At 50.6% G+C, this 19,572-nt stretch carries 19 protein-coding genes and 1 pseudogene; 9 read left to right on the plus strand and 11 right to left on the minus strand.

The annotated features are described in order from the left end of the window. Window positions 1–4 precede the first annotated feature (4 nt). The 7 genes from H6A25_RS06500 to H6A25_RS06530 form a co-directional block, all read right to left on the minus strand. Window positions 5–1,648: a recombinase family protein gene (locus tag H6A25_RS06500; RefSeq protein WP_430651164.1), complete on the minus strand. Its 1,644-nt coding sequence runs from the start codon at window positions 1,646–1,648 to the stop codon at window positions 5–7. 62 nt (window positions 1,649–1,710) lie between these two features. Next, the gene (locus tag H6A25_RS06505; RefSeq protein WP_204751160.1) at window positions 1,711–3,159 is read right to left on the minus strand and encodes a CotH kinase family protein; all 1,449 of its coding nucleotides are present in this window, start codon (window positions 3,157–3,159) and stop codon (window positions 1,711–1,713) included. A 4-nt stretch (window positions 3,160–3,163) separates the two neighbouring features. Then, window positions 3,164–3,835: a DUF4956 domain-containing protein gene (locus H6A25_RS06510; RefSeq protein ID WP_204751161.1), complete on the minus strand. Its 672-nt coding sequence runs from the start codon at window positions 3,833–3,835 to the stop codon at window positions 3,164–3,166. A 24-nt stretch (window positions 3,836–3,859) separates the two neighbouring features. Beyond that, complete coding sequence (locus tag H6A25_RS06515; RefSeq protein WP_204751162.1) at window positions 3,860–4,558, minus strand: polyphosphate polymerase domain-containing protein; 699 nt, start codon at window positions 4,556–4,558, stop codon at window positions 3,860–3,862. Continuing rightward, the gene (locus H6A25_RS06520) at window positions 4,548–5,747 is read right to left on the minus strand and encodes a PepSY domain-containing protein (RefSeq protein ID WP_204751163.1); all 1,200 of its coding nucleotides are present in this window, start codon (window positions 5,745–5,747) and stop codon (window positions 4,548–4,550) included. Before H6A25_RS06520 ends, H6A25_RS06515 begins: the two co-directional genes overlap by 11 nt. 115 nt (window positions 5,748–5,862) lie before the next feature. Then, window positions 5,863–6,915, minus strand: a complete 1,053-nt coding sequence (locus H6A25_RS06525) for an anti-sigma-I factor RsgI family protein (RefSeq protein WP_204751164.1) — start codon at window positions 6,913–6,915, stop codon at window positions 5,863–5,865. After that, window positions 6,912–7,637, minus strand: coding sequence for a sigma-70 family RNA polymerase sigma factor (locus tag H6A25_RS06530; RefSeq protein WP_204751165.1), 726 nt, complete (start codon window positions 7,635–7,637; stop codon window positions 6,912–6,914). The genes H6A25_RS06525 and H6A25_RS06530 overlap by 4 nt, the downstream gene beginning before the upstream one ends. Before the next feature lie 318 nt (window positions 7,638–7,955). Between H6A25_RS06530 and H6A25_RS06535 the strand changes: the two genes are divergently transcribed. The 7 genes from H6A25_RS06535 (at window position 7,956) to H6A25_RS06565 (ending at window position 12,918) form a co-directional block, all read left to right on the plus strand. Further along, window positions 7,956–8,678, plus strand: coding sequence for a hypothetical protein (locus H6A25_RS06535; RefSeq protein ID WP_204751166.1), 723 nt, complete (start codon window positions 7,956–7,958; stop codon window positions 8,676–8,678). A gap of 221 nt (window positions 8,679–8,899) precedes the next feature. Beyond that, window positions 8,900–9,496 carry a hypothetical protein gene (locus tag H6A25_RS06540; protein ID WP_204751167.1) on the plus strand — a complete coding sequence of 199 codons (597 nt, stop codon included), beginning with the start codon at window positions 8,900–8,902 and terminating at the stop codon, window positions 9,494–9,496. 54 nt (window positions 9,497–9,550) lie between these two features. Beyond that, window positions 9,551–10,048 carry a flavodoxin family protein gene (locus H6A25_RS06545; RefSeq protein ID WP_204751168.1) on the plus strand — a complete coding sequence of 166 codons (498 nt, stop codon included), beginning with the start codon at window positions 9,551–9,553 and terminating at the stop codon, window positions 10,046–10,048. Beyond that, entirely contained in the window at window positions 10,045–10,797 is a 753-nt protein-coding gene (locus tag H6A25_RS06550; RefSeq protein WP_204751169.1) for a hypothetical protein, read from the plus strand. The genes H6A25_RS06545 and H6A25_RS06550 overlap by 4 nt, the downstream gene beginning before the upstream one ends. Window positions 10,798–10,806: 9 nt before the next feature. Beyond that, window positions 10,807–11,349 carry a flavodoxin domain-containing protein gene (locus H6A25_RS06555; protein WP_204751170.1) on the plus strand — a complete coding sequence of 181 codons (543 nt, stop codon included), beginning with the start codon at window positions 10,807–10,809 and terminating at the stop codon, window positions 11,347–11,349. A gap of 136 nt (window positions 11,350–11,485) precedes the next feature. After that, entirely contained in the window at window positions 11,486–12,661 is a 1,176-nt protein-coding gene (locus H6A25_RS06560) for a hypothetical protein (protein WP_204751171.1), read from the plus strand. Between the two features lie 56 nt (window positions 12,662–12,717). Further along, window positions 12,718–12,918: a hypothetical protein gene (locus tag H6A25_RS06565; protein ID WP_087182776.1), complete on the plus strand. Its 201-nt coding sequence runs from the start codon at window positions 12,718–12,720 to the stop codon at window positions 12,916–12,918. A gap of 142 nt (window positions 12,919–13,060) precedes the next feature. On the opposite strand, the pseudogene H6A25_RS06570 reads toward H6A25_RS06565, so the two are convergent. Continuing rightward, window positions 13,061–13,345, minus strand: a pseudogene (locus H6A25_RS06570) (toxic anion resistance protein); the annotation flags it as partial. 307 nt (window positions 13,346–13,652) lie between these two features. Here H6A25_RS06570 and H6A25_RS06575 point away from each other — a divergent pair. Continuing rightward, window positions 13,653–14,762, plus strand: coding sequence for a papain-like cysteine protease family protein (locus H6A25_RS06575; RefSeq protein ID WP_204751172.1), 1,110 nt, complete (start codon window positions 13,653–13,655; stop codon window positions 14,760–14,762). Further along, complete coding sequence (locus tag H6A25_RS06580; protein WP_204751173.1) at window positions 14,734–15,747, plus strand: hypothetical protein; 1,014 nt, start codon at window positions 14,734–14,736, stop codon at window positions 15,745–15,747. Before H6A25_RS06575 ends, H6A25_RS06580 begins: the two co-directional genes overlap by 29 nt. A 607-nt stretch (window positions 15,748–16,354) precedes the next feature. Here the strand turns inward: H6A25_RS06580 and H6A25_RS06585 are convergent. From H6A25_RS06585 to H6A25_RS06595, 3 genes are all read right to left on the minus strand, one after another. After that, complete coding sequence (locus H6A25_RS06585; protein ID WP_204751174.1) at window positions 16,355–16,768, minus strand: DDE-type integrase/transposase/recombinase; 414 nt, start codon at window positions 16,766–16,768, stop codon at window positions 16,355–16,357. 311 nt (window positions 16,769–17,079) lie between these two features. After that, window positions 17,080–17,337, minus strand: coding sequence for a helix-turn-helix domain-containing protein (locus H6A25_RS06590; protein WP_191481672.1), 258 nt, complete (start codon window positions 17,335–17,337; stop codon window positions 17,080–17,082). A gap of 246 nt (window positions 17,338–17,583) precedes the next feature. Beyond that, window positions 17,584–18,990: a hypothetical protein gene (locus H6A25_RS06595; RefSeq protein WP_204751175.1), complete on the minus strand. Its 1,407-nt coding sequence runs from the start codon at window positions 18,988–18,990 to the stop codon at window positions 17,584–17,586. Between the last annotated feature and the right edge of the window lie 582 nt (window positions 18,991–19,572).

Below are 19,572 nucleotides of genomic sequence, written 5' to 3' on the forward strand. Positions count from 1 at the left end.
ACCTTTACACCGCCGGGGCGTAGCTTAATGCTACGCCTTTTCTCGTTTCCAGCAGAATGTCCCTCTCGGGGATTTTCCGGCGATCCGGCACCTCAAAGGCACCGATGCAGTTGTAGTGGATCGTCACCCGCTGATTGGTAACACCGTCCTCCTTGACCGCAGGATAGACCTCGATATACTCAATGAGTTCGGCAACCATGCGTTTGGTAATGGTGGTAGCGTCTGTGTAGCGGCGTACCGTTTCCAAGAAGGTGTCCACATCCATCCGCTTATCTTCCAGCTTTTTCAGCTCCAACCGCAGCGCCTTGATCCGTCCGGCGTTCTCGCCCTGCTCCTGCTCATACCGTTTGGACATTTTGGCAAACCGGGCATCGTCGATTTTGCCGGACACATTGTCCTCATAGAGCCGTTCAAAGAGCATATCCAGCTCCCTGTCCCGGGCCAGTAGCCCGTCCAGCTCCCGCTTCTTGCGTACCCGGTCATTTTCCGCTACCTTGGCGGAGCGGCCCACCATCGCCTTGATAAAGTCATTTTCATACTCATTGGCGAAACAGGCCAAGCGGTGTACCTCATAGAGCACCACCTGCTCCAAGAAGTCCAGCCGGATATAGTGGGTAGACGAGCATTTGCGGAGCCCGGAATTGTGGTTTTGGCAGCTAAAGAATTTAATATCGAGGTTGCCCTGGTTAAAATGGAAATTCAAATTGCCGCCGCACTCCGGGCATTTCAGATAGCCGGAAAAGATGCTGGGCTCTTGGGTAACGGTGGGGCGCTTGCGCCGTGTCCCGGCTTTTAACGCCTGCACCTTTTCCCAAGTTGGCCGGTCAATGATAGGCTCATGGACATTGAGAAAGATCGCCCGGTTTTCTTCCGGGTTCTCAATCCGGCGCTTCATCTTATAGGATTTGGAATAGCTTTTGAAGTTGATGACATCGCCGCAGTATTCCTGCGTGGTCAAAATCTTCTTAATTGTGGTGTGCCCCCATTTTGTGGGCTCAACGGTGCTTTTGGAGCCGCCTCTGCTTGTACCCCTGCTGCGCCAGTAGTAGGTCGGGTTGACGATCCCATCCGCGCCGAGGGCAGCGGCGGTTTCAGCCCGTCCGTACCCGTCCAGCGCCATGCGGTAGATACGGCGTACCACCTCGGCGGCCTCCGGGTCAATCACCCAAAACCGGGGATCGTCCGGGTTCTTTATGTAGCCGTAGGGCGGCGGTGAAAGCGGAATCCCAGCGTTGCCTTTCATCTTATTGACGATCCGGCGCTTCTTGGAAATATCCTTGGCGTAGTATTCATTCATTATGTTTTTGAATGGGGTGAAATCGTCCTCGCCTTCGTCGCTGTCCACGCCATCGGAAACGGCCACCAGCCGCACATCATGGAGCGGGAAAAACTCTTCGGTGAGCTTGCCCACCTCAATGTAGTTCCGGCCCAGCCGGGAGAGGTCTTTCACGAACACCGCCGAGATGTACCTGGCCTCGATTGCGGCGATCATCTTCTGAAAGCCGGGGCGCTTCATGGTAGTGCTGGTAATACCGTCATCCACGAAAAAAATAGTGTCCGTGTAGCCCTTGTCCTTGGCAGCCTTTTGGAGAATTTTCTTTTGAAGATGAAATTTGTCAAGGATATATTTTGTTTTGTTGAATGCTATGAGTCGCGTGAAAGATGAAACGAGACTCTTTCATTGCAAAAAGCACTTAGAACATTCCGGTTCTAAGTGCTTTTTTCTGTTATATACCTCAACGCCGCATCCTGCCGTTCCTTTGATTCCTCCAAGTCCTTGAAATCTCCCAAATCGGTCAATTTAACTTCCGAAGCGTCAACTTTGGCATCCGGGTTTTCCTGCTGGCCCCGGATAGTGGCGGGGATTTCACCGTCCAGTTGCCCGCGTATACTCTCGGCCCGCAGCAGACAAACCTGTTCCAGCGTATCCACCGCCAGCCGGTGGTCTTCGTAGGAGCAAAAGGCGGTGGGATCTTTTTGAACATAAGGGGCAATCAGCTTTTCCGTCTGCCGGAGGGTGATTGCAAATTGTCCGCTTTCAAAATATTCCGAAAGGAGTTTGTGAAAATAGGCGTGATAGCGGGCAAAGTACTCATCGTGCTTCATCAGGTTGTGGTAAAGCGGGCGGCTTAGCATAACCTCCCCTTCCGCCGGGGTGTTTATGGGATAGTTAATAAGAATGTTGGGATCTTTGATAGGGTCGGTCATTCCCAGAGCATAGGTGCCGAAGGCCAGGTTATAATCCCAGGGCAGGATGCTGAGGATCCCGTCCTCCTCATACAAAAAATAATTGTGCCCGGTATAGCCCAGATAGCTGTCCCAGTTCATCACAAAGACCTGCACGGTGAAATACCGCAGCACCTCGTCCACATTGACGGCGATTTCCAGGTTTTCACCGGTGGACAGGGTTTTCAGCGCCTCGATCACCCGTTTCTGATCGGCTTCCGATCCCTTGAATTTGGCGTTTTCAAAGATACCGGGATAGCTGTCCGGGTTATCGTCGATATATCGCAGCGCCACATCGGCGTTTTCCGCGTTCAGGGAACGGTAATCCGGCTTGTACAGTTTCCCGTGATCATTCCCGAAATTCCGGCGGGCAAAGGCTTCCTCCGGCTCCTCTACCGCCAGGAACAAGCCCCAGTCCTCCCCGTTGACCGTCACCCAGACATAGCTGCAAAGGGGCGCAGGCACCCCCATGAACGCCATCATATCGTAGGCCATATAGGTTTTCAGATAGCTGTTATCCTGAAAGGAAGCGTCCAGAGAAAATTTGTCCAGCCCATAATAATTTCCGCCGTCCAGGAACTGGTCGAATTCCAGCTTGAGGCTGTAGCGGGAAAGCCCGTATTCCTCCGTCAGCCGCAGGGAATTGTTGCCCTTTGCCCGCAGCCCGATATTATGAAACGCTTCTCCGTCGATTTCGACGGTGCAGGCCACATATTCTTCTTGTTCGGCGTCCTCGATAAAAGCACCCCAGTCCGCAATTTGAATATCAATGGTATGCACCTGGCTGTCGTCAAACAACCGGGTCACATATCCCGGATTTTCGCTGGCCTTAGGGATCCCCAGATGTTCGCCGAACATCAGAAGTATAGTGAGAAGGGCAGCCAAAACCGCCGCGCCGACACAGATCCGATCGATATACTTATGCTTCACCATCGCCTTATCCCATATAGTCGCCGTTGTAGGAGACCAGCACTACCCGGGACACACCGGGCATAGCCTCCAGCTCGTTGACAAAGGCGCTGTTGTCCTCTTTCAGGCGGACTTCGTAATTCAGTTCCACACAGCCGTTGTCCACGCTCTTGCTTTTGAGATTCAGCCGCCTGACCTGAGATTTGACAAAAATCCGCGCCTGTTCCTCAATCTCGCTGTTTTCGCAGTGCACCACCAAGATATACGGGAAATCCGCCGTTTTCTTTCGGGAAAAGGCAAAGAGAACCACCCCAATGAAGATACTGCCGAATACCGCCAGCGGAATCAGCCCGGCGGCCAGCACGATGCCTACCGCAATGGCCCAGAACAGGAAAGCGATATCCATGGGTTCCTTGATGGCGGTGCGGAACCGGACGATGGACAGAGCGCCCACCATGCCCAGAGACAGCACGATGTTGCTCACCACCGTCATAATCAGCAGGGTGGTAATAAGCGACAGAGCAATCAGCGTCACGCCGAAGCTGGCCGAATACATTACGCCGCTGTAGCTCTTTTTATAGATGAAAAAGATAAACAATCCCAGCAGAAAGGCCAATACCATGGCAATCACCATGTCCAGTATGGAGATGCTGGCGATATTCTCCAGAAAGCTGGATTTGAAAATATCCTGAAAGGTCATAAGGCCCTTCCTCCTCAGATGGTTTTAATCGAACCGCCGGCTCAGGGCGTATTTGGAGCAGGCCGCAGCCTGCCTTCCGGGTACCTGCACCGCCATGCGGACAAGCTCCGGCAAAAACGCATCGTATTTGACTTCCAGTACCGTGCAGTGCTCCATTGTGCGCATGTAGAAAATCTCCGGATTCAAAAAATCCACGCTGCCAAGGCCGGTGCAGATGTCTCGATCCAGGGTAATCCGCACATTGCCGGGCGCATAGAGAAAAGCCTCCCGGTCGTAACGGACGATGGCCTTCGGCGACAAACCTTTCCCTTTGATTTTGCTGTAAAGCTCGATGAAGAGCGGTTCATCCGAATCCAGCAGGAATTCGGAGCTGCCCGAAAGCAACTCCTTTACCTGTTCCTGCGTCATCTGGGCGCTGCGCTTGCCGCACAGGCCGTTTATTTTGTACTTCTTTTCCAGCCGGATGAAAGAGGTGTCCATCCCGTAATACCGCAGCCGGAATTTTTCCCTCCGGTTGACCCCGTCGATTTTCTCCCGCAGGGCGCTGTCATAGGGTGTGTCAAAGTACAGGCTGGTGACCCGGTATGTACCCCCCGGCCCGGCGTTTTTGTCGTGGGGAAACAGCTTTTTGAGCCTTTGGGAAAGCACCAGATCTTCCCGCAGGTTGATCCGGTGCTTCAGTTCATGCCGCAAGGGAATCTCGGTCTCCGGCTTAATCGTCATAACCGGAATCCCCATCGTCCCAATCATCGTCAGCTTCCCGGTCATAGTCGCTGCCGCCGTCGTCGTAATTGGTATCGCCGTAATTGGTATTGCCGTGATCATCATAGTTGGTATCGTTGTAATCAGTGACACCGTCATTATTCGGGCCATAGTCCGTATCATTGTAATCGGTGACGCCGTCGTTGTTGGGACCGTAGTCGGTATCATTGTAGTCGGTCACGCCGTCGTTGTTGGGACCGTAGTCGGTATCATTGTAGTCGGTCACGCCGTCGTTGTTGGGACCGTAGTCTGTGTCGTTGTAGTCGGTGACACCATCGTTATTGGGGCCGTAGTCGGTGTCGTTGTAGTCGGTCACGCCGTCGTTGTTGGGACCGTAGTCGGTATCATTGTAGTCGGTCACGCCGTCATTATTCGGGCCGTAGTCGGTATCGTTGTAATTGGTGGAACCGCTGCCGGTGGCCGGGGTTCCGCTTTGCGTGCCGGCAGTCTTATGTTCCGCCTTGACAACCTTGCCGGTAACCGCGTGGATGTCATACTCGTACTCGTTCCCGTTCGCCATGAACTCCAGCTCAAAAATCGGGGTTCCGTCATCGTGGTCGAATTCCTTATCGTCAAATACCGCGTCCGCTGCATTGACATTCGCCTGGGCAAGCGCAATTTCCTGCGCCTTTTCCAGCGTGATGTAGGGGGACGGCTTGCCGTCTTTGGCATAGGCGGGATCATAGTCATCGTCGTCAATGGTCACGATGCCGGAGGAAATCTCCAATCCCTTGACCGCTTCCTGCGTGCTGGCGCTCATATCCGCCAGAAAATCGTCGCTGGGAAGTACCGAGCCCGGCTCCAGCTGCAGGACGATGTTCTTTTTGTTGCCGTCAATGTCATCCACAAAGTAACCCGCCTCATTGATCTCAACAATCAGATCCCGCAGGACGGCCTCGCAGTCTTTTCCGATATAATCCGGATAGGCCTCCACAATGCCCTTGCCATCATCATTCCGGCCGGTCAGGGCGGTGACTTTGCCGTCCCTGTTGTATTCGATTTGGATTTCCGGATTGACGCTCAAGGTGAGGGTGCCGGTTTCCTTCAGTGCCGTTCCCTCCTGCGCCGGTGCCCCGCATCCGGTCAGAAGGACTGCCGAGGCGACAGCCAGGGAAGAGGCCGCTGCAAAAAGTTTTCTTCTCAGTTTCATATTACTTGCTCCTTTCGGTTTCCGTTTGTTTTTGGCTTTTGTTCTGCCTTACACTCATAGATTACGGAAACGGGTTTTGAAAACCAGGGTAAACCGGAAAATTTTTTTGAAAAATTCAGTCATCATCGTCCGGATCGTTGTCATCATCTGAATCATCATCCGAATCATCGTCGTCATAACCGCTGTCGCCGTCGTCGCCCAAATCATCATCGGTGTCGTTTCCCGGGTCGTAATCGGTATTCCCGTCCGTATAATCCGTGACCCCATCGCTGCCGGGACCATAGTCCGTATCCGCAGGCGGCGTACTGGTGGAAGGCGGTGTATAACCCGTGTCGCCGTCATTTCCGGGGCCGTAGTCGGTATCCGTATACGCCGGCAAACTGCTGACCGGCGGCGTATAGTCGGTGACGCCGTCGTTATCCGGGCCGTAATCGGTATCATCATAATCGGTGGCGTTGGAAGAGGTCGGAGGCACAACCACGGGGTGAGACGGCTCAGACGAGGAAGGCGAGGTTAGCTCCGGCTGAGAAGTGCTCGGCCGAGAGGGAGTCGAAGATGAACTGTTTTCCGGGCTTTCCTGACCCTGTCCGTCTTGATGGTTCGTAATTTCTATTGTAATGGTAATCCGCCCGTCCAAATGCTCCGTTACTTTGGTGCGCAGCTCCGTCCCATACTCCCGGAACAGGGCTTCGTCCGGGGAATCGATGGAGAAGGAAACCCGGCCGCCTTCCGACAGGAAGCCCATTTCAATGGCCCGGTCGATCAGCTCGTCGGCAACCGTTACCTTGTCTTTCCCCTTGCCGTCATAGCCCTCCAGCAACGTTTCCCCGTCTTCATTCGCCCCCGTCAGCCCTACAACCGTGCCCTGCCGGTTCAGATCCATCTGTACCTCCGGGTTGATGGTCAGATATATGGAGGAATAGGGCTGTAGATAATTCTGGTAATAGCCGATGCCAAAGAACAGAAGGAAACAGGCTGCAATCGCCGCGATGCCGCTGCTGATCCACCGGACGGCATGCCGCTGTCTTTCCGGCGTCTCTTTCATCAGCACCGGATCATACACCGTCTGCCCGGTTTCGTATCGCAGATTGGCCGCTTTCAAAAAGCGCCCCTCTTCATCCAGTAGAATTACATAGCTGGGGTGGCATTCCATAACCAGATAGCTCATCGCGCTGCCACTCCTTTCATCACCTGTTTCAAATGCCCGCGAATGATTTCATACCCATTGGTATAAATCAGAAGCAGGGCTACCATATACTTGCGGTGCCGCTCCAGCGTCTTGCGCTCCACACCGCTCCCCGTTGCCAGCTGCCCGATGGGCAGGCGTTTTGTCTTTAAAAGGTCCTCCAACAGCTCCGGGTTCCCCTTTGCGTATTCCAATGCTCTCCGGCAGGCGTCCAGCGTCCGCTGCTGTTTGGGGCAGTTGTCCGCCACATCGCTGAGGCTGACGCCGAATTCCTGCATCTGCCGCGTCAGCTCCTCAATCTCTGCGCGAGTCGCGTCCCGCAACGCTGTTTCTTCGTGGGGCTCCCTGTCGTCCGCCAGAGTCTCTCCCAGAGTTGCGTCTTCTTCTCCTATCGGCGCATCCAGCGATATGACGCGGCTGTGACGCTGTTCCCTGCGGCTGTAATCAACCAGGCGGCTTCGGATCAGCATGGCCGCATATTTCAGGAAGGAACCCCTGGTGCGGGAATACCCGCCGATTGCCTCGTGAAAGGCCATCATGGCGATGCTCAGCTCATCGTCCTGCCCCTCTATGGGAGGACGCTTTAAGAACTTCGCCGTTTCCGCCTTGATAAAGGGCAGGTATGCGCGGATCAGGTCATCCGCCGCCCGGATGTCTTCTTTGGCCGCATAGACCTGTTCTACGATTTTATGTGCATCGTTCATGCGGCAAATCCCCTCCTATATATAGAATACGCCCCCATTTTGAAAAAACCGGGGTCGAAACCAAAAACCTGTATGTATAAAATCCCATTATGTAATGATACCTCTATCAGTATTAAGACGCGACCATAAACGGATTAAATCTGTGTAAAATCAATGTAAATCGAACAACGGAAGCAGGCGGCGCTTCCTCATTCCCGCACATTTTCGCTTTCATATTCCATAATTTTACGCAGGCTTAACCTACTCATGATAGATGCCAAACACGAATCAAGATATAATTATACTGAATTGTTGTACCTAATGGAGGAGGTGTTTTTTATGGGGGCTTTCTTTGACTGGCTGCTGTCAAATTTGAACTGGATCATTCCAGTGATCTTCATCCTGGCGTTTGCACTCCCGATTCTGTCCGTGATCCGCAGGCTGACGAAAGGGCATGTCAGCAAAAATTCCTGCACCGTGCAGACAGTAGGATTTATCCGCTCCACCCAGCAGACCGGCATGTATGTCAACGAAAACCCGCAGCTGCTTTTTGAACTGGATGCCCTGGCGGAGGACGGAACGGTGTTCCAGACCAGCGTGCGGAAAATCATTCCCATGACGGCGATGGCCGGTATGGTTCCCGGCAGGGCGATCCCCATCCGCTATAACCCGGACGACAGAATCCGGGCAGTGTGGGACGACCATCCGGACGAGTCGCTGGCGCAGGAACGCACCGCCCGTTACCAGTGCCGGAAGCACCCGGGCGATCTCTCCTATGAACAGCGGATGGAGCTGTTAAAAAACGGCGTGATGAAAAAAGCATTGCTGAAAAGCTTCCGGCTGACAGGGAAAGAAGAAGCCGGGGACTATGAAGCAGAGGCGGCCATCCAGCTTGCTGGCGAGGAGCAGGACGGCCACACATTTGAGCGAACGCTGTATGTACCCAATACGGCTTTGGAATACCTGATCCCCGGCCGGTATGTGGACGTGCGCGTCATCCCGGGCAGGGAAAATCTCTTTGTTTTTGTACTGGATACCTCCGTGGTGTCCGGCATCAGTTAGGAGGGATACGGCATCCGTTTGATACAGAGAAAGGGGTTGACCGTTTCGTGGAAAACGTATGGAGTCTTTTTTTCAACTGGATGGCTGAAAATCCGATTCGGGCCACCGTGATCATATCTGCGGTGGCCATTGCGCTGTGTATCCTGCTGGGATTTGTGCTCCCGGCCAGATCCGAAAGGCGGAAAAGGGAGAAGGAGCAGCGCTGGAGGGATGCCCGCACAGTGAAGACCTTGGGTTTTATCCGTTCTGCAAAGCATACGGGACGAAGCGTCAATGACAATCCCGAGTTTCGCTTCGTGGTGGACGCGCTGGCCGAGGACGGGACATTTTTTGAGACCACCGTGACGGAGGTCATCCCCCGGGCACAGCTTTCCATGTGCGCCGCCGGAGCGCCGCTCTCCATCCGGTATGACCCGGCAGACCGCTCCCATGCCATCGGTGATGATAATCCGGATGCCGATGTGCTGAATGAGCGCATCGCCCGCTACCAGTGCCGCAGGCATCCGGACGAACTGACCTATGAACAGCGCATGGAGCTTAACAGAAACAGCGTGGTCAAAAAAGCGCTGCTGGAAAGCCTGCGCTTGACCGGGAAAGAGGAAGCCGGGGACTGGGAAGCAAAAGTGACAGTTCGGATCACGGACAACGAGGCGGGAGACACGGTCATGAACCGCACCCTTTATTTAAACGACAAGATGCTAAAGCTCATGGTTCCGGGCAAATATATCGGCATCAGCGTTGTGCCGGGCAAAGAGGACGTTTTCGGTATCGTAACGGATATCGCCGCGAAGGTCGTTCCTGGGAAAAGCGGGGCTTGAATGGTGAGTGCTCTTTCCTGTCCGGGATAATGTCACAAAAGAAAGGATTGCATTTTGAAAACGATCATTCATGATTTTAATAAAGAAACCTCCTCTGCTTTTGAACTTCCAGATGAAAATGTCGTGGTTTTCAATGCGGACGGCCATTATGCTCCGTGCCGTGGCTGCTTTGCATGCTGGCTGAAAAATACCGGATTCTGTGTGATGGACGACTCCTTGAAACATGCGGGCGCATGGATCGGGCAAAGCGACCCGCTGATCATTATCAGCCGTTTGTGTTACGGCGGCTACAGCCCCGGCGTCAAGGCTGTTTTGGACCGCACTATTGGGGTATCCCTCCCCTTCTTTACCTGGCGGGGCGGCCAAACCCATCATATGGGGCGCTACCCGCAGCGAAAACTGCTGCGCATTCTCTTTTACGGAGATTCTACGGAATCGGAACGGCAGACTGCCATGGAGCTTGCAGAGCGCAACCGGCTCAACCTTGGATACAAAACAGCGGAAACGCTGTTTTTCCAAAATCCTGCACAGATCAGGGGAGCGATATCATGAAGCTGCTGATCCTCAATGCAAGCCCCAAAAAGAGAGGCGGCGCTTCTCAATTTTTCTCCGGTATCCTCCGGCTGTTTCTTCCCGGCCTTGTCAAAAAAACGGTTCCTCTGCGGAGCCGGAAAGACTTTGACCATGCGCTTTCCCAGTTGGGCAGCGCGGACGCCGTATGTATCTCTTTCCCGCTTTATGTGGATGGATTGCCCTCTCATTTGGCAGAGTTCCTATCGCTGGCAGAAGAATATTGTAAAGCCCGTTCTCTTCGGTTCCGCCTGTACGCCATTGCCAACAACGGCTTTATAGAGGGACAGCAAAACCGTACCGCACTGCGGATACTGGAATCCTGGTGCCTGCATTCCGGCGCCGTCTGGAGCGGCGGGATCGGGATTGGCGGAGGCGTCATGCTGCGGGTGCTGGGAATCGTCTATCCTATTTTGATTGCGCTATCTATCGTACAGATCGCCGTTTCGTTTCTTACGGCAGGAAGCGTACCGCCGGACATGCTTTATACCCTCGCCATTCAGGCGGGAAGCTGGCTGTTTTTCAATTTTGGCGTATTGTTTTGCCTGGCCCGGTTGTCTGCGGCCGTTCGCAAGTGCAAAACCGTAAAGAGCCGCTACACCCGTGTGCTGCTTCCATCCTTCCTGTTTGTTCCGATTGCCGATCTGTTTATGATTCTATCCTCTCTGTCTTGCGGCCGGTTCTTGTTCGCACTTTTAAAACAGGACGATTGTTCTCGTCATAAGGGGTAAGGTGATTGCATGAAGTCCATCATTTTATACGGAAGCAGGTACGGAAGCGCCCGCCGGTATGCGCAGGAGCTGTCAAAGCAAACAGATATCCCTGCTGTCAGCTATCAAGAAGCACCGCCGCTTTCCAAACTGGAAACGATCGTGTATATCGGCGCGCTGTATGCCGGTGGTGTTTTGGGGCTGGCCAGGACATTGCGCAGTCTGTCCTTGCGGGACGGGCAGAGGCTGGTGATCGTTACGGTCGGGCTGGCTGATCCGGATATACCGCAAAATCGGGAGAATATCCGAAACGCCCTTCAAAAGCAGATTCACGCCCAGCTATATGGCAGAGCAGCGGTTTTCCATCTGCGAGGCGCCATTGATTATCAGGCGCTATCTCTGGGACACCGAACCATGATGGCGCTGCTGCACCGATCTCTGCAAAAGAAACCGGCGGAAGAATGGAGCGAAGAAGACAAGGCGTTAATGGAAACCTACGGCAAGCAGGCAGATTTTGTCGATTTCGCTTCCCTGCAGCCGATTATCAATGAGATGCAGAGGGAAAGCAGGTAAGAAAAATCGTTTGAATGCATAGCTTAGCCAGTTTGGCTTTCTCTGCTGCGAGGGATTCTATGTAGGTGCCATGCGCATTATTTTACGCTCTCTTATCAATCGGGTGCTTTCACGCGTATCGGAAAGGAAATGGTTTATGGCTGAAAAGCGAACTGTCCGCTTTGTAAAATGGCTGATTAAGGTTGTGATATCCTACGCAGTGTTTATCGGGATCGGCTGGCTTCTCGGGCGGATCCCCGCTGAAAGAATTGGCCTTTCCGAGGATATGTTTTTCGATCTGCGGATGTTTTTCATGCTGTTTGGCCCCATTTATCTCTCTCTGATCGTAAAAATTGTTTTGACAATTCTGGCCGCAATAAAGCATAAAGAAAATGACACCGCCGAACAAAACAGGGGAGTTCTGCTTGCCGTCACTGCCATATTGATGCTTGCAAATCTGTCCAATGCCCAGACCGCAGCGGATCTGAGCAGCGGACTCATCGAAAGCAAAGGGCTGAAAAGCCTGAACCGGAGCAAACGGTACAATCTGAAAGGCAAGCGGTTTTTAAATATTTTCCTTCCCATCGCCTTTTATATGCTGATCCTGGAGATATTGACGCTGCTGGTCTGCATCGTCACCTTCGCACCGTTATCCAACGCGGCAAGCAACGCTTTTATTTTTACCATCGCCCTGACCGCTTTGCTCCTGCTGTTGATCCCACTCATTCTCACTTTTATCTCCGGGTTTAAGGGAGACAAGGCGGAACATGAAAGAAAGCGGGACAAGGAACGGCAGGCCGCAGTTGTGTCCGGCAACCTGGTCCTAGAAACCGATCCCATTCGCCGCAAACAGTATCTGCGGCTGCCGAAGCTGCTTGTGCTGGCGGTTTGCCCGGGCGCGTTCCTGCTTTCTTTTCTCGGGCTGTATTTCACCAAGAACCATCAGGACCAGTTGGCGGTCTTGATGCTGTGTCAGCTGTTCATGGCGCTGGCGGCTGCCTCGATCTTCGCTGTGATCCCGCTTTTGCTGTACTGGGCGAACTGCTCAGGGACATCTTTGGTTCAGCGCGTGTATCTCTCGGAAAACCGGCTGTGCTATACCGGTTATAGCGGCAGCATGGATCAGCGGGTGGAATTTGCCTTTGTGCTGCTCCGGCTGAAAGAGTATTCTGTGGGAAGACGATCCATCTGTATCCGGGGAATATTTACCCGGAAGACAAAGGACGCCTACGGTACGCATCAGAAAAATGCCTTTTCCAAGACGCTCTGGATTCCCCGCACCTTTCCAGTGGAGCAGGAACGGATCCTGCTGGATTTTTTAAGAAAAGCGTAGCCGTAAAATGATTTGCGCTCACACACTCCAAAAAAGATAACAAAGGAGGCTTCAGAATGTATAAGACGATTGTTGTAAAATACTCTCCTAAAGCAAAGGAAATGGCGGCAAGAATCGAAGATGTAGCCAATCAAATGGAACAGGAAGGATTTGAACTGGTTTCTTGTTCTATTACACCTTCTTCCAAGGGGATTCTGGTTTTTAGACAGATAAAGGCTCCCCAACCGACCGAAGTTTGTGAGCACGAAAAAGGATAAAATAAAAATTCCACCCAATTTACGCTGCTTACCTGTGAATAAGCTTATCCTGCACCACACACAGCAAAAACATAAAATCCCTTTTCAGGTTGTGCTGAGCAGTCAGTTTTGCAACCTGAAAGGGATTTTGCCATTTTGTCTATTACTGCTGCGCAGCTTCAAGTAGCGCCTTTTTAAGCTGCCGCTCGATCCTCAGGAGGTCCGCTTCCGCACTCTGGCGGGCAGCGCGGCCCTCCTGCCGGTGCAGTCCCAGAGCGATCTTGATCTGGCTTTCCCACAGTGGAACGGTGCTGAGAGCCGCCATTTGGATTTTATCTGCCGGCATTTTATCGTTGCTCTGGATCAACCGGATCTGCGGCGCAGTCTGGATGGCGACATTTTTGCTCAGCTTTAGGTCGTGAATTTTCTTTTCAAAGCGGTTCACGGCGTCTACAAAATCTCATACCACAGTATTGAAAGAATGGGTTATCTATGATATGCTAACATTGTCGTAGTATATTGGTGAAACGGCAAAATTCAAAGGAATGGAGGAAATGATATGTACGGCAGGCAGTTCATGCGTCATACCAGAGGCCGACCGGGCCGGAAATATTCGTCTCTTCAGTTCTGGAGAGGGCGAATTAAAATCGTAAGTGTGGGCGCATGAACATTGGCTCTGTGGGAGCATGTTCATGCGCGTTTTTTGTTGACGAACGGGAATAAAAGTTGAGACGATTAAGGGAAAAGAGAATAATATGAAAAAGAAGATTATTAGTTTAATCTTAGCGATAGCGATGTCTCTATCCATGACATCAGGTGCATTTGCGGCAGTGGAGCCCAATAGCATACAGGAAACTGTGAGCAAGGTAGCAACCATATTACCCCTTCTTTGTGAAAACATAAGTGAAAATTGTTATTTAGGTGAGGAGTTGGATGCTTATCAAGTAACAGGAGAAGGTGAAATAGAAGCAATAGAATATAGATTGTATCCTGTGTTCTCTGATGAGAAAATTGTTGCGTTAGCGCAGGTTGTTGAAAATAGTCAAGGGGAAGAAACCGTAAGTTGTATAACTGCATATGCAGGGGAGCTGCAGGCATACTATGAAAAGAACCCTAACGAAAAGGTTGCGATTGTTTTTGCTCAAGATGGCGTATATATATTGCCAGAGGGACAAGTCCCAGTTAAAATTTACGCAGCTGATAACAATGGCCTTGGAGAAGTAGTTACGGTTACAGACAGTCGGAATCAGATTTCTGTTAGTTCTGTTAGTAGCATAGAGGCTATGGTTTCCTTTGTGCCGACCGTTTCCCAGTCTCGTGCATTGCAGTTTCTTACTTTAGGTGTGGTAAGAGTCCCAAATGTTGGAGTAGGCTGTACGAATGAGGATGAAACAGGCTGTGACGATATTGGACTTTGCTGGGCGGCGAGTATGGCGATGATTGTGAACTATTTTTGCGATACATCGCATACAACCTCGACTATTCACACATATACCGGGTGTATGTCTCATGATACATCATCTTCCGATTACAAAAGAGAATTGAGAAATTTCGGGTTGTATGTGTATGGTGCGTATTCCACATTTACATATTCGACTATTGTAAATCTTACACAGGGTAATAGGTTGGCGTTCATGCGGATAGAGCGGTCTTATGTACAAAATGGTGAGACGAAAAAAATGGGACATATTATAGTTCCATATGGTTATTATTATAATCCCGACACAAGCTCTCCAAAGTATTTCTATTATATGGATCCGAATTATGGTGGCGGCATAGCGGAGATCCCGGATTCTGGGGCGTTGCCTGTTCCCACAAGTGGATTAAACTATTACTTTGACTATTATCTTGAGTGCGCTTGGTAAAAGTATGGTAAGTAGGAAATTGCGACAATTATTGATCTTTGGTGGAGTTTCTCTGTTCTGTATTTTGATTATATACGGTTTACTCATATATTCTGCATCCAGAAAAAGCGGCGAATTGGAGACCACGGGGTATCCCGTGTATATCTCTAACCTGCTTGTATCCGGCAATGAAGTGTTAATGCTTCGCACAAGAGATAAGAGCAGTATCCCTCGAGAGTATGATGTATATCGTGTAGGTCAGGATGGTCAAGAACAGTATGTGCAGCCATACCCGGGGAGAGCAGCGCACTGGAACAAGGACTCAGGAAAACTATATTTTTTGTCCGAGATGGAAATATGTGAGTTTGATCCGATTACAGGACAGGTCCAATCCTATTCATTGGAACAAGCATATGAAAAAATCTGTGCAGTAGAGGAAGAATATGTATTTTTGCAACAGGAGCTTTATGGGCCGGTTGGGATGTACTTGATGACGACCGGCAAAGAATCTATGCTTGGAGCAAGCGGGTGGGTTTTGGATGTCTACGACGGCCATCTTTTAACATGGGATGTATACAAAAATTGTTTAACATGTTATAGCTATAATAAAAATCTAATTGTATGGGAAATCGATTTATCTGAAAGTTTTTCGAGTGCTCCCGTATTGTGCGTGAATAATGGGGATTTATATTTAGCTAACCGAGTAATGGGAAATATTTGTGTGATTCCTCAGTTCAAAGAAAAGAGCGAAATTGAGAAGCTGGAGATATCGGCTCATGTGATAGGTATGGTTGATGCGTATGACTATGTGATTTATGCGATGAAGGATGGACAAGCAGTTAGTTTTCACGCACTCTTTTCGGATGGTACTAACAAAAAGCTGACTGAGTGGGAAGAAGTGAACTACTATCAAGATTCATCGCTCATTATGGCGGTACATGAAGGAAAACTATATTGTGCGCTGAAAACAGAAGGGGATTTATTTTGTTACGATTTGAAAGAATAACATATTTGAGAAGGAAATTTCGTTTGACACAGATGTTGTGAAGAAGAAGGGGATCTGCGTTGCAGATCCCCTTCTTCTTCACAACAAATAACGGTTTACCCGTTTGCGCTATATGTGAACGGGTAAACCGTTATACGGTTATTTTTCGGAATATGTTGACAACCCCTTTTTGGTATGGGGTCGTGTCATCTGCATAACAAAAACAGCCGGTTTTTCGGAAAAAGCGGCGCAAAGCAACACGCTTCCTCCAGAAAACCGGCTGATGCTATACAGGCAATATGCCAGAAAATCATATAGGGCAAAAAGCATAGGCAATCCACTCCATGTTTTTATTATACATTTGATGTATTTGGTTTTTCATATAACTGGAGTTAATTATCTGTAAAATACCAGTAAAATCAATCTATGGTTATCTCCGGCTTTCTTGAAGAGTACATGGGAACTTTTTGAATGATAGTTCCGTCTTTGAATTTTAATTTTTTTGCAAAGTGAAAGGCAAAATTTAAATGGGTAAGCCTGTCCTTTTTCAGCCAAACCGGTACATATTCGCTCACCGCCTTGGTTTATCATGACAAGAAGTCTGTAAGGCATAAAAATTGTACACTTATTATTGTTCTTCCTTGAAGGTATTGAAGAATCGCTCCATGAAGCCATTTTGCCATGGCTGACCTGGCCCTGACGCACTGGCGGGTACGCCATAAACCTTGCAAAGGTTAAGGTGTTTCTCGGAGAGATATTCCGCACCCCGGTCACTATGGATGATGTTGGGAGCCTTACGATGCTTCAAGGCGTCTGCGAAGGCATTACAGACCAAATCGGCATCATGTCGCTCGCCAAACGCCCAGCCGATAACTTCTCTGGTGTTAAGGTTAAGTACTGCCACTAGGTAGTAGAATTTTCCCCTAAACGGAACATAGGTGAAGTCTTCCACCCAGATCTTGAGCTTGTCTCTCGTAAGCCCAGAGAAAGAATAACCCGCACGAGGTAAGTCAGCCTTGCGGTAGATATAATAGCGCCGCAAGCGATTCTCCGGGGCTTCAATTTCTGGCCTAAGCTTAGTCCTACCTCTGTTCCGCCGCTGGGGTGTATAAGCCTGTATGCCAGCCAGGGTGCGGATGCGCCGGGTATTGTTGTGGCTCCAGCGGAGCATCAGGGCTAATCGGCGCACTCCACAGCGCGGTTCTTGCTCATGGCAAGCCTTGAGCTTAGCAATGTTGTCTTTGTCTCTTGCTGCCAGCTGGGTTGGCTGGACGTAGAGGGAGCAACGGGTAAGCCCTAGAGACCGAGCAAACTTGCTTCTACATCCTGGCTCGGTCTCGGAAAGCAGGATGTTTATCCTTTTGGGCGCTGTACTTCTGCTGTGAGCCTACCGATAATCCGGTAAGCTGTATCAAGCTCTTTCTTCAGGCGGTTGTTCTTCAGAATGAGGTTGCGGTCTTTGCCATCAACCTGTTTCTTAATCCACCCATAGATAGTGCGATAATTGACATTGTAGATTTGTGCAGTTTTATAGACCGACAATCCTTCTTCCCGCACTTTTTGTAAGATTTCTGATTTGATGGCAGGGTCGATTGGTGTTCCAGTCGCCATGGTAGTTCTCCTATAATCTTAGGTAATATGATAATATGAGCCATCACCAAAGGCAAATGCTTACAAGCTAGATGTGACCAGCTACTTGTTCGCAGATACGCTGACCTTTACCGTCAACACGATTAATGAAGACCATATCGTAATCACAAGCGGGCAAACGGTGACGGAACTGGAGAGAGTAGAATAATAAAGTAAGCAGAGGCTGTGGCGGGAGGCTACAGTCTCTGCTTTTAGGTTTAGGGTATTCTACCGAGCGAGGCAGCGGACCGACTGACCGAAGTAGCGGTTGAGGTCGTAGGACGGATCGACATAGCCCGAGTCGAAGCTGAGGCGGTAGGCGCGGCTAGTACTAGAGTACGCAGTAGACGACCAATAGCCCCCGCTGTTGCCTGCGTACCTCAGCGACCCCGAGTCGACATTCCCGCTGCGTACAAAGTATAAAGGAGCGGAGACTAGCGCGGTACTGCCGTCAGTATTGCTGCTAATGCTGTAAGCATTGGTCAGGGCTTGGAAGGAGCCGGAGTTAGAGATGTTGGAGGTAGGGAGCTGCCAGCCTTTGGGACAGATGCTGTCCGTGGCATTGGTACTGGTGATAGTGCCACCTGTACCAGCTGTGGCCGCATTCCAAGTGTAGTGGTTACCGACATGATAGTGGGCGTTGTAGGTATTGTCAGAGATGACGTCGGTGGCATTACCATCAGTCATCGGGGCCATGCCAGCAATACTTTGGAAGCCGACACCGGTACAGTCGCCGAAGTCAGAGATGCCGCTCGTGCCACAGGAGGTGCCAGCATTGGGAGTGGTCAGAACATAATCGCCGAGGTTCCAGGACCAAACTGCGGTGTAATCAGTTGTCGTTTGAGTACCGTCAGTGAGTGTACTATTGGTCGGCGTCCAGTTAGAGGACACATCGCTATCGTCTGGTGTCAGAGCCTTGCTGGTAGAAAGATCTAGGTCTAGGTTCTGCGTCATCCAGCAGTTACCATCTGCGAGTTTGGTGACCCAGTACTTCTTGCCGTCACGGGTGTCGGTAAGCTGAGCGGTATCGTTCTCAGCGGCGTCGGCGCAGATGGTGCTGGTCATTTCCTGCATAGTTTGGATGCCGTCAAAGACTGGTACGAAGGCGGGGTTTGCCACTACCGACACTACCACATTATTACTATAAGTCCCCGACGGAAGTGAAGTATCAACCTTAGTTCCAAAGGTGAGGTTGTAATTATCAGCTTCCGCAGGGGACGAAGTAGAAATGATGGCGGTATCGCCAGTTGCGGTGGGGACAGCTTTGTAGGCGGTAGCATCAGACACGGTTTCTTGGCTGAGGTTGTAGCCCCAAGTGTTGTTGCCAAAGTCAGCGGAGGTGACGCCATTATCGCCGCCATTGACAGCGGAGATGACGTTAGATATGCTAGGATTCTGGCTGGTGAGGGTATTCTCGCTATTACTAGTAGCCATGTAGAGTGAATAGCCGGTCTCGTTGTTGGTGGAGATAGAAAGCGCAGCGGTGTTAGAGCTGAAGGTGCCGTCTTGGGTGGGGGTTACCTCAACGGCTACGGTGTCTTGCAGAGAAAGACTGATCACCGGAGCAACGCTGAGACTGACTTTGCTCTCAGCTTCTTCAGCTTGAGCGGTCTGCGGTAAAGTGGGAAATACCATTGCTCCCAGAATCAGGAGCGTGAAGAGGCTAACGCCTCCAACTAGTAAATGTGTACCCCCCACTTTATTTTGATGTAACCGCATTGTGCTTATATTTCCTCTTTCTTAACTTAGGCATGACCTTTTTCTATTTCTACTTTACATTAGCACTTTAGTTCGGTCAAGTGGGTTTATCGTGTAGTTGCATAGAAAAAGCCGTATCACCTCAAAATCGTGTATGCACCAGCAAATATGATGTAATCGTGTATATAGTGTGGAGAGCAATGCACCACGGTGATTTTTTATCATCGCTGACGTCTTGACACAAAAATCCGCAGTTCATTGAAAAATGGACTGCGGATTTTTGTGTTTCTGCACGATTCTTTTGCAACGGGATAATTGTTTAAATAAACAGGGCAGGATGCTTCCGATCTTTTCCGGTTTGCCTTTTATTTTATGCCATGGTACAATATCAACAGTTGCCGCACATATGCGCAGGATGCTGCGCATGCAGTCGTTTTGCCTGCAAAACGACTGCTGTTGATGTTACACCATAGCAAAAATCAGCAAAGCTGATTTTACGCCTCATTGGCGGCGTGCAAG

Origin of the sequence: Intestinimonas butyriciproducens (genome assembly GCF_016901775.1) — a bacterium.
Lineage (GTDB): Bacteria > Bacillota > Clostridia > Oscillospirales > Butyricicoccaceae > Pseudobutyricicoccus.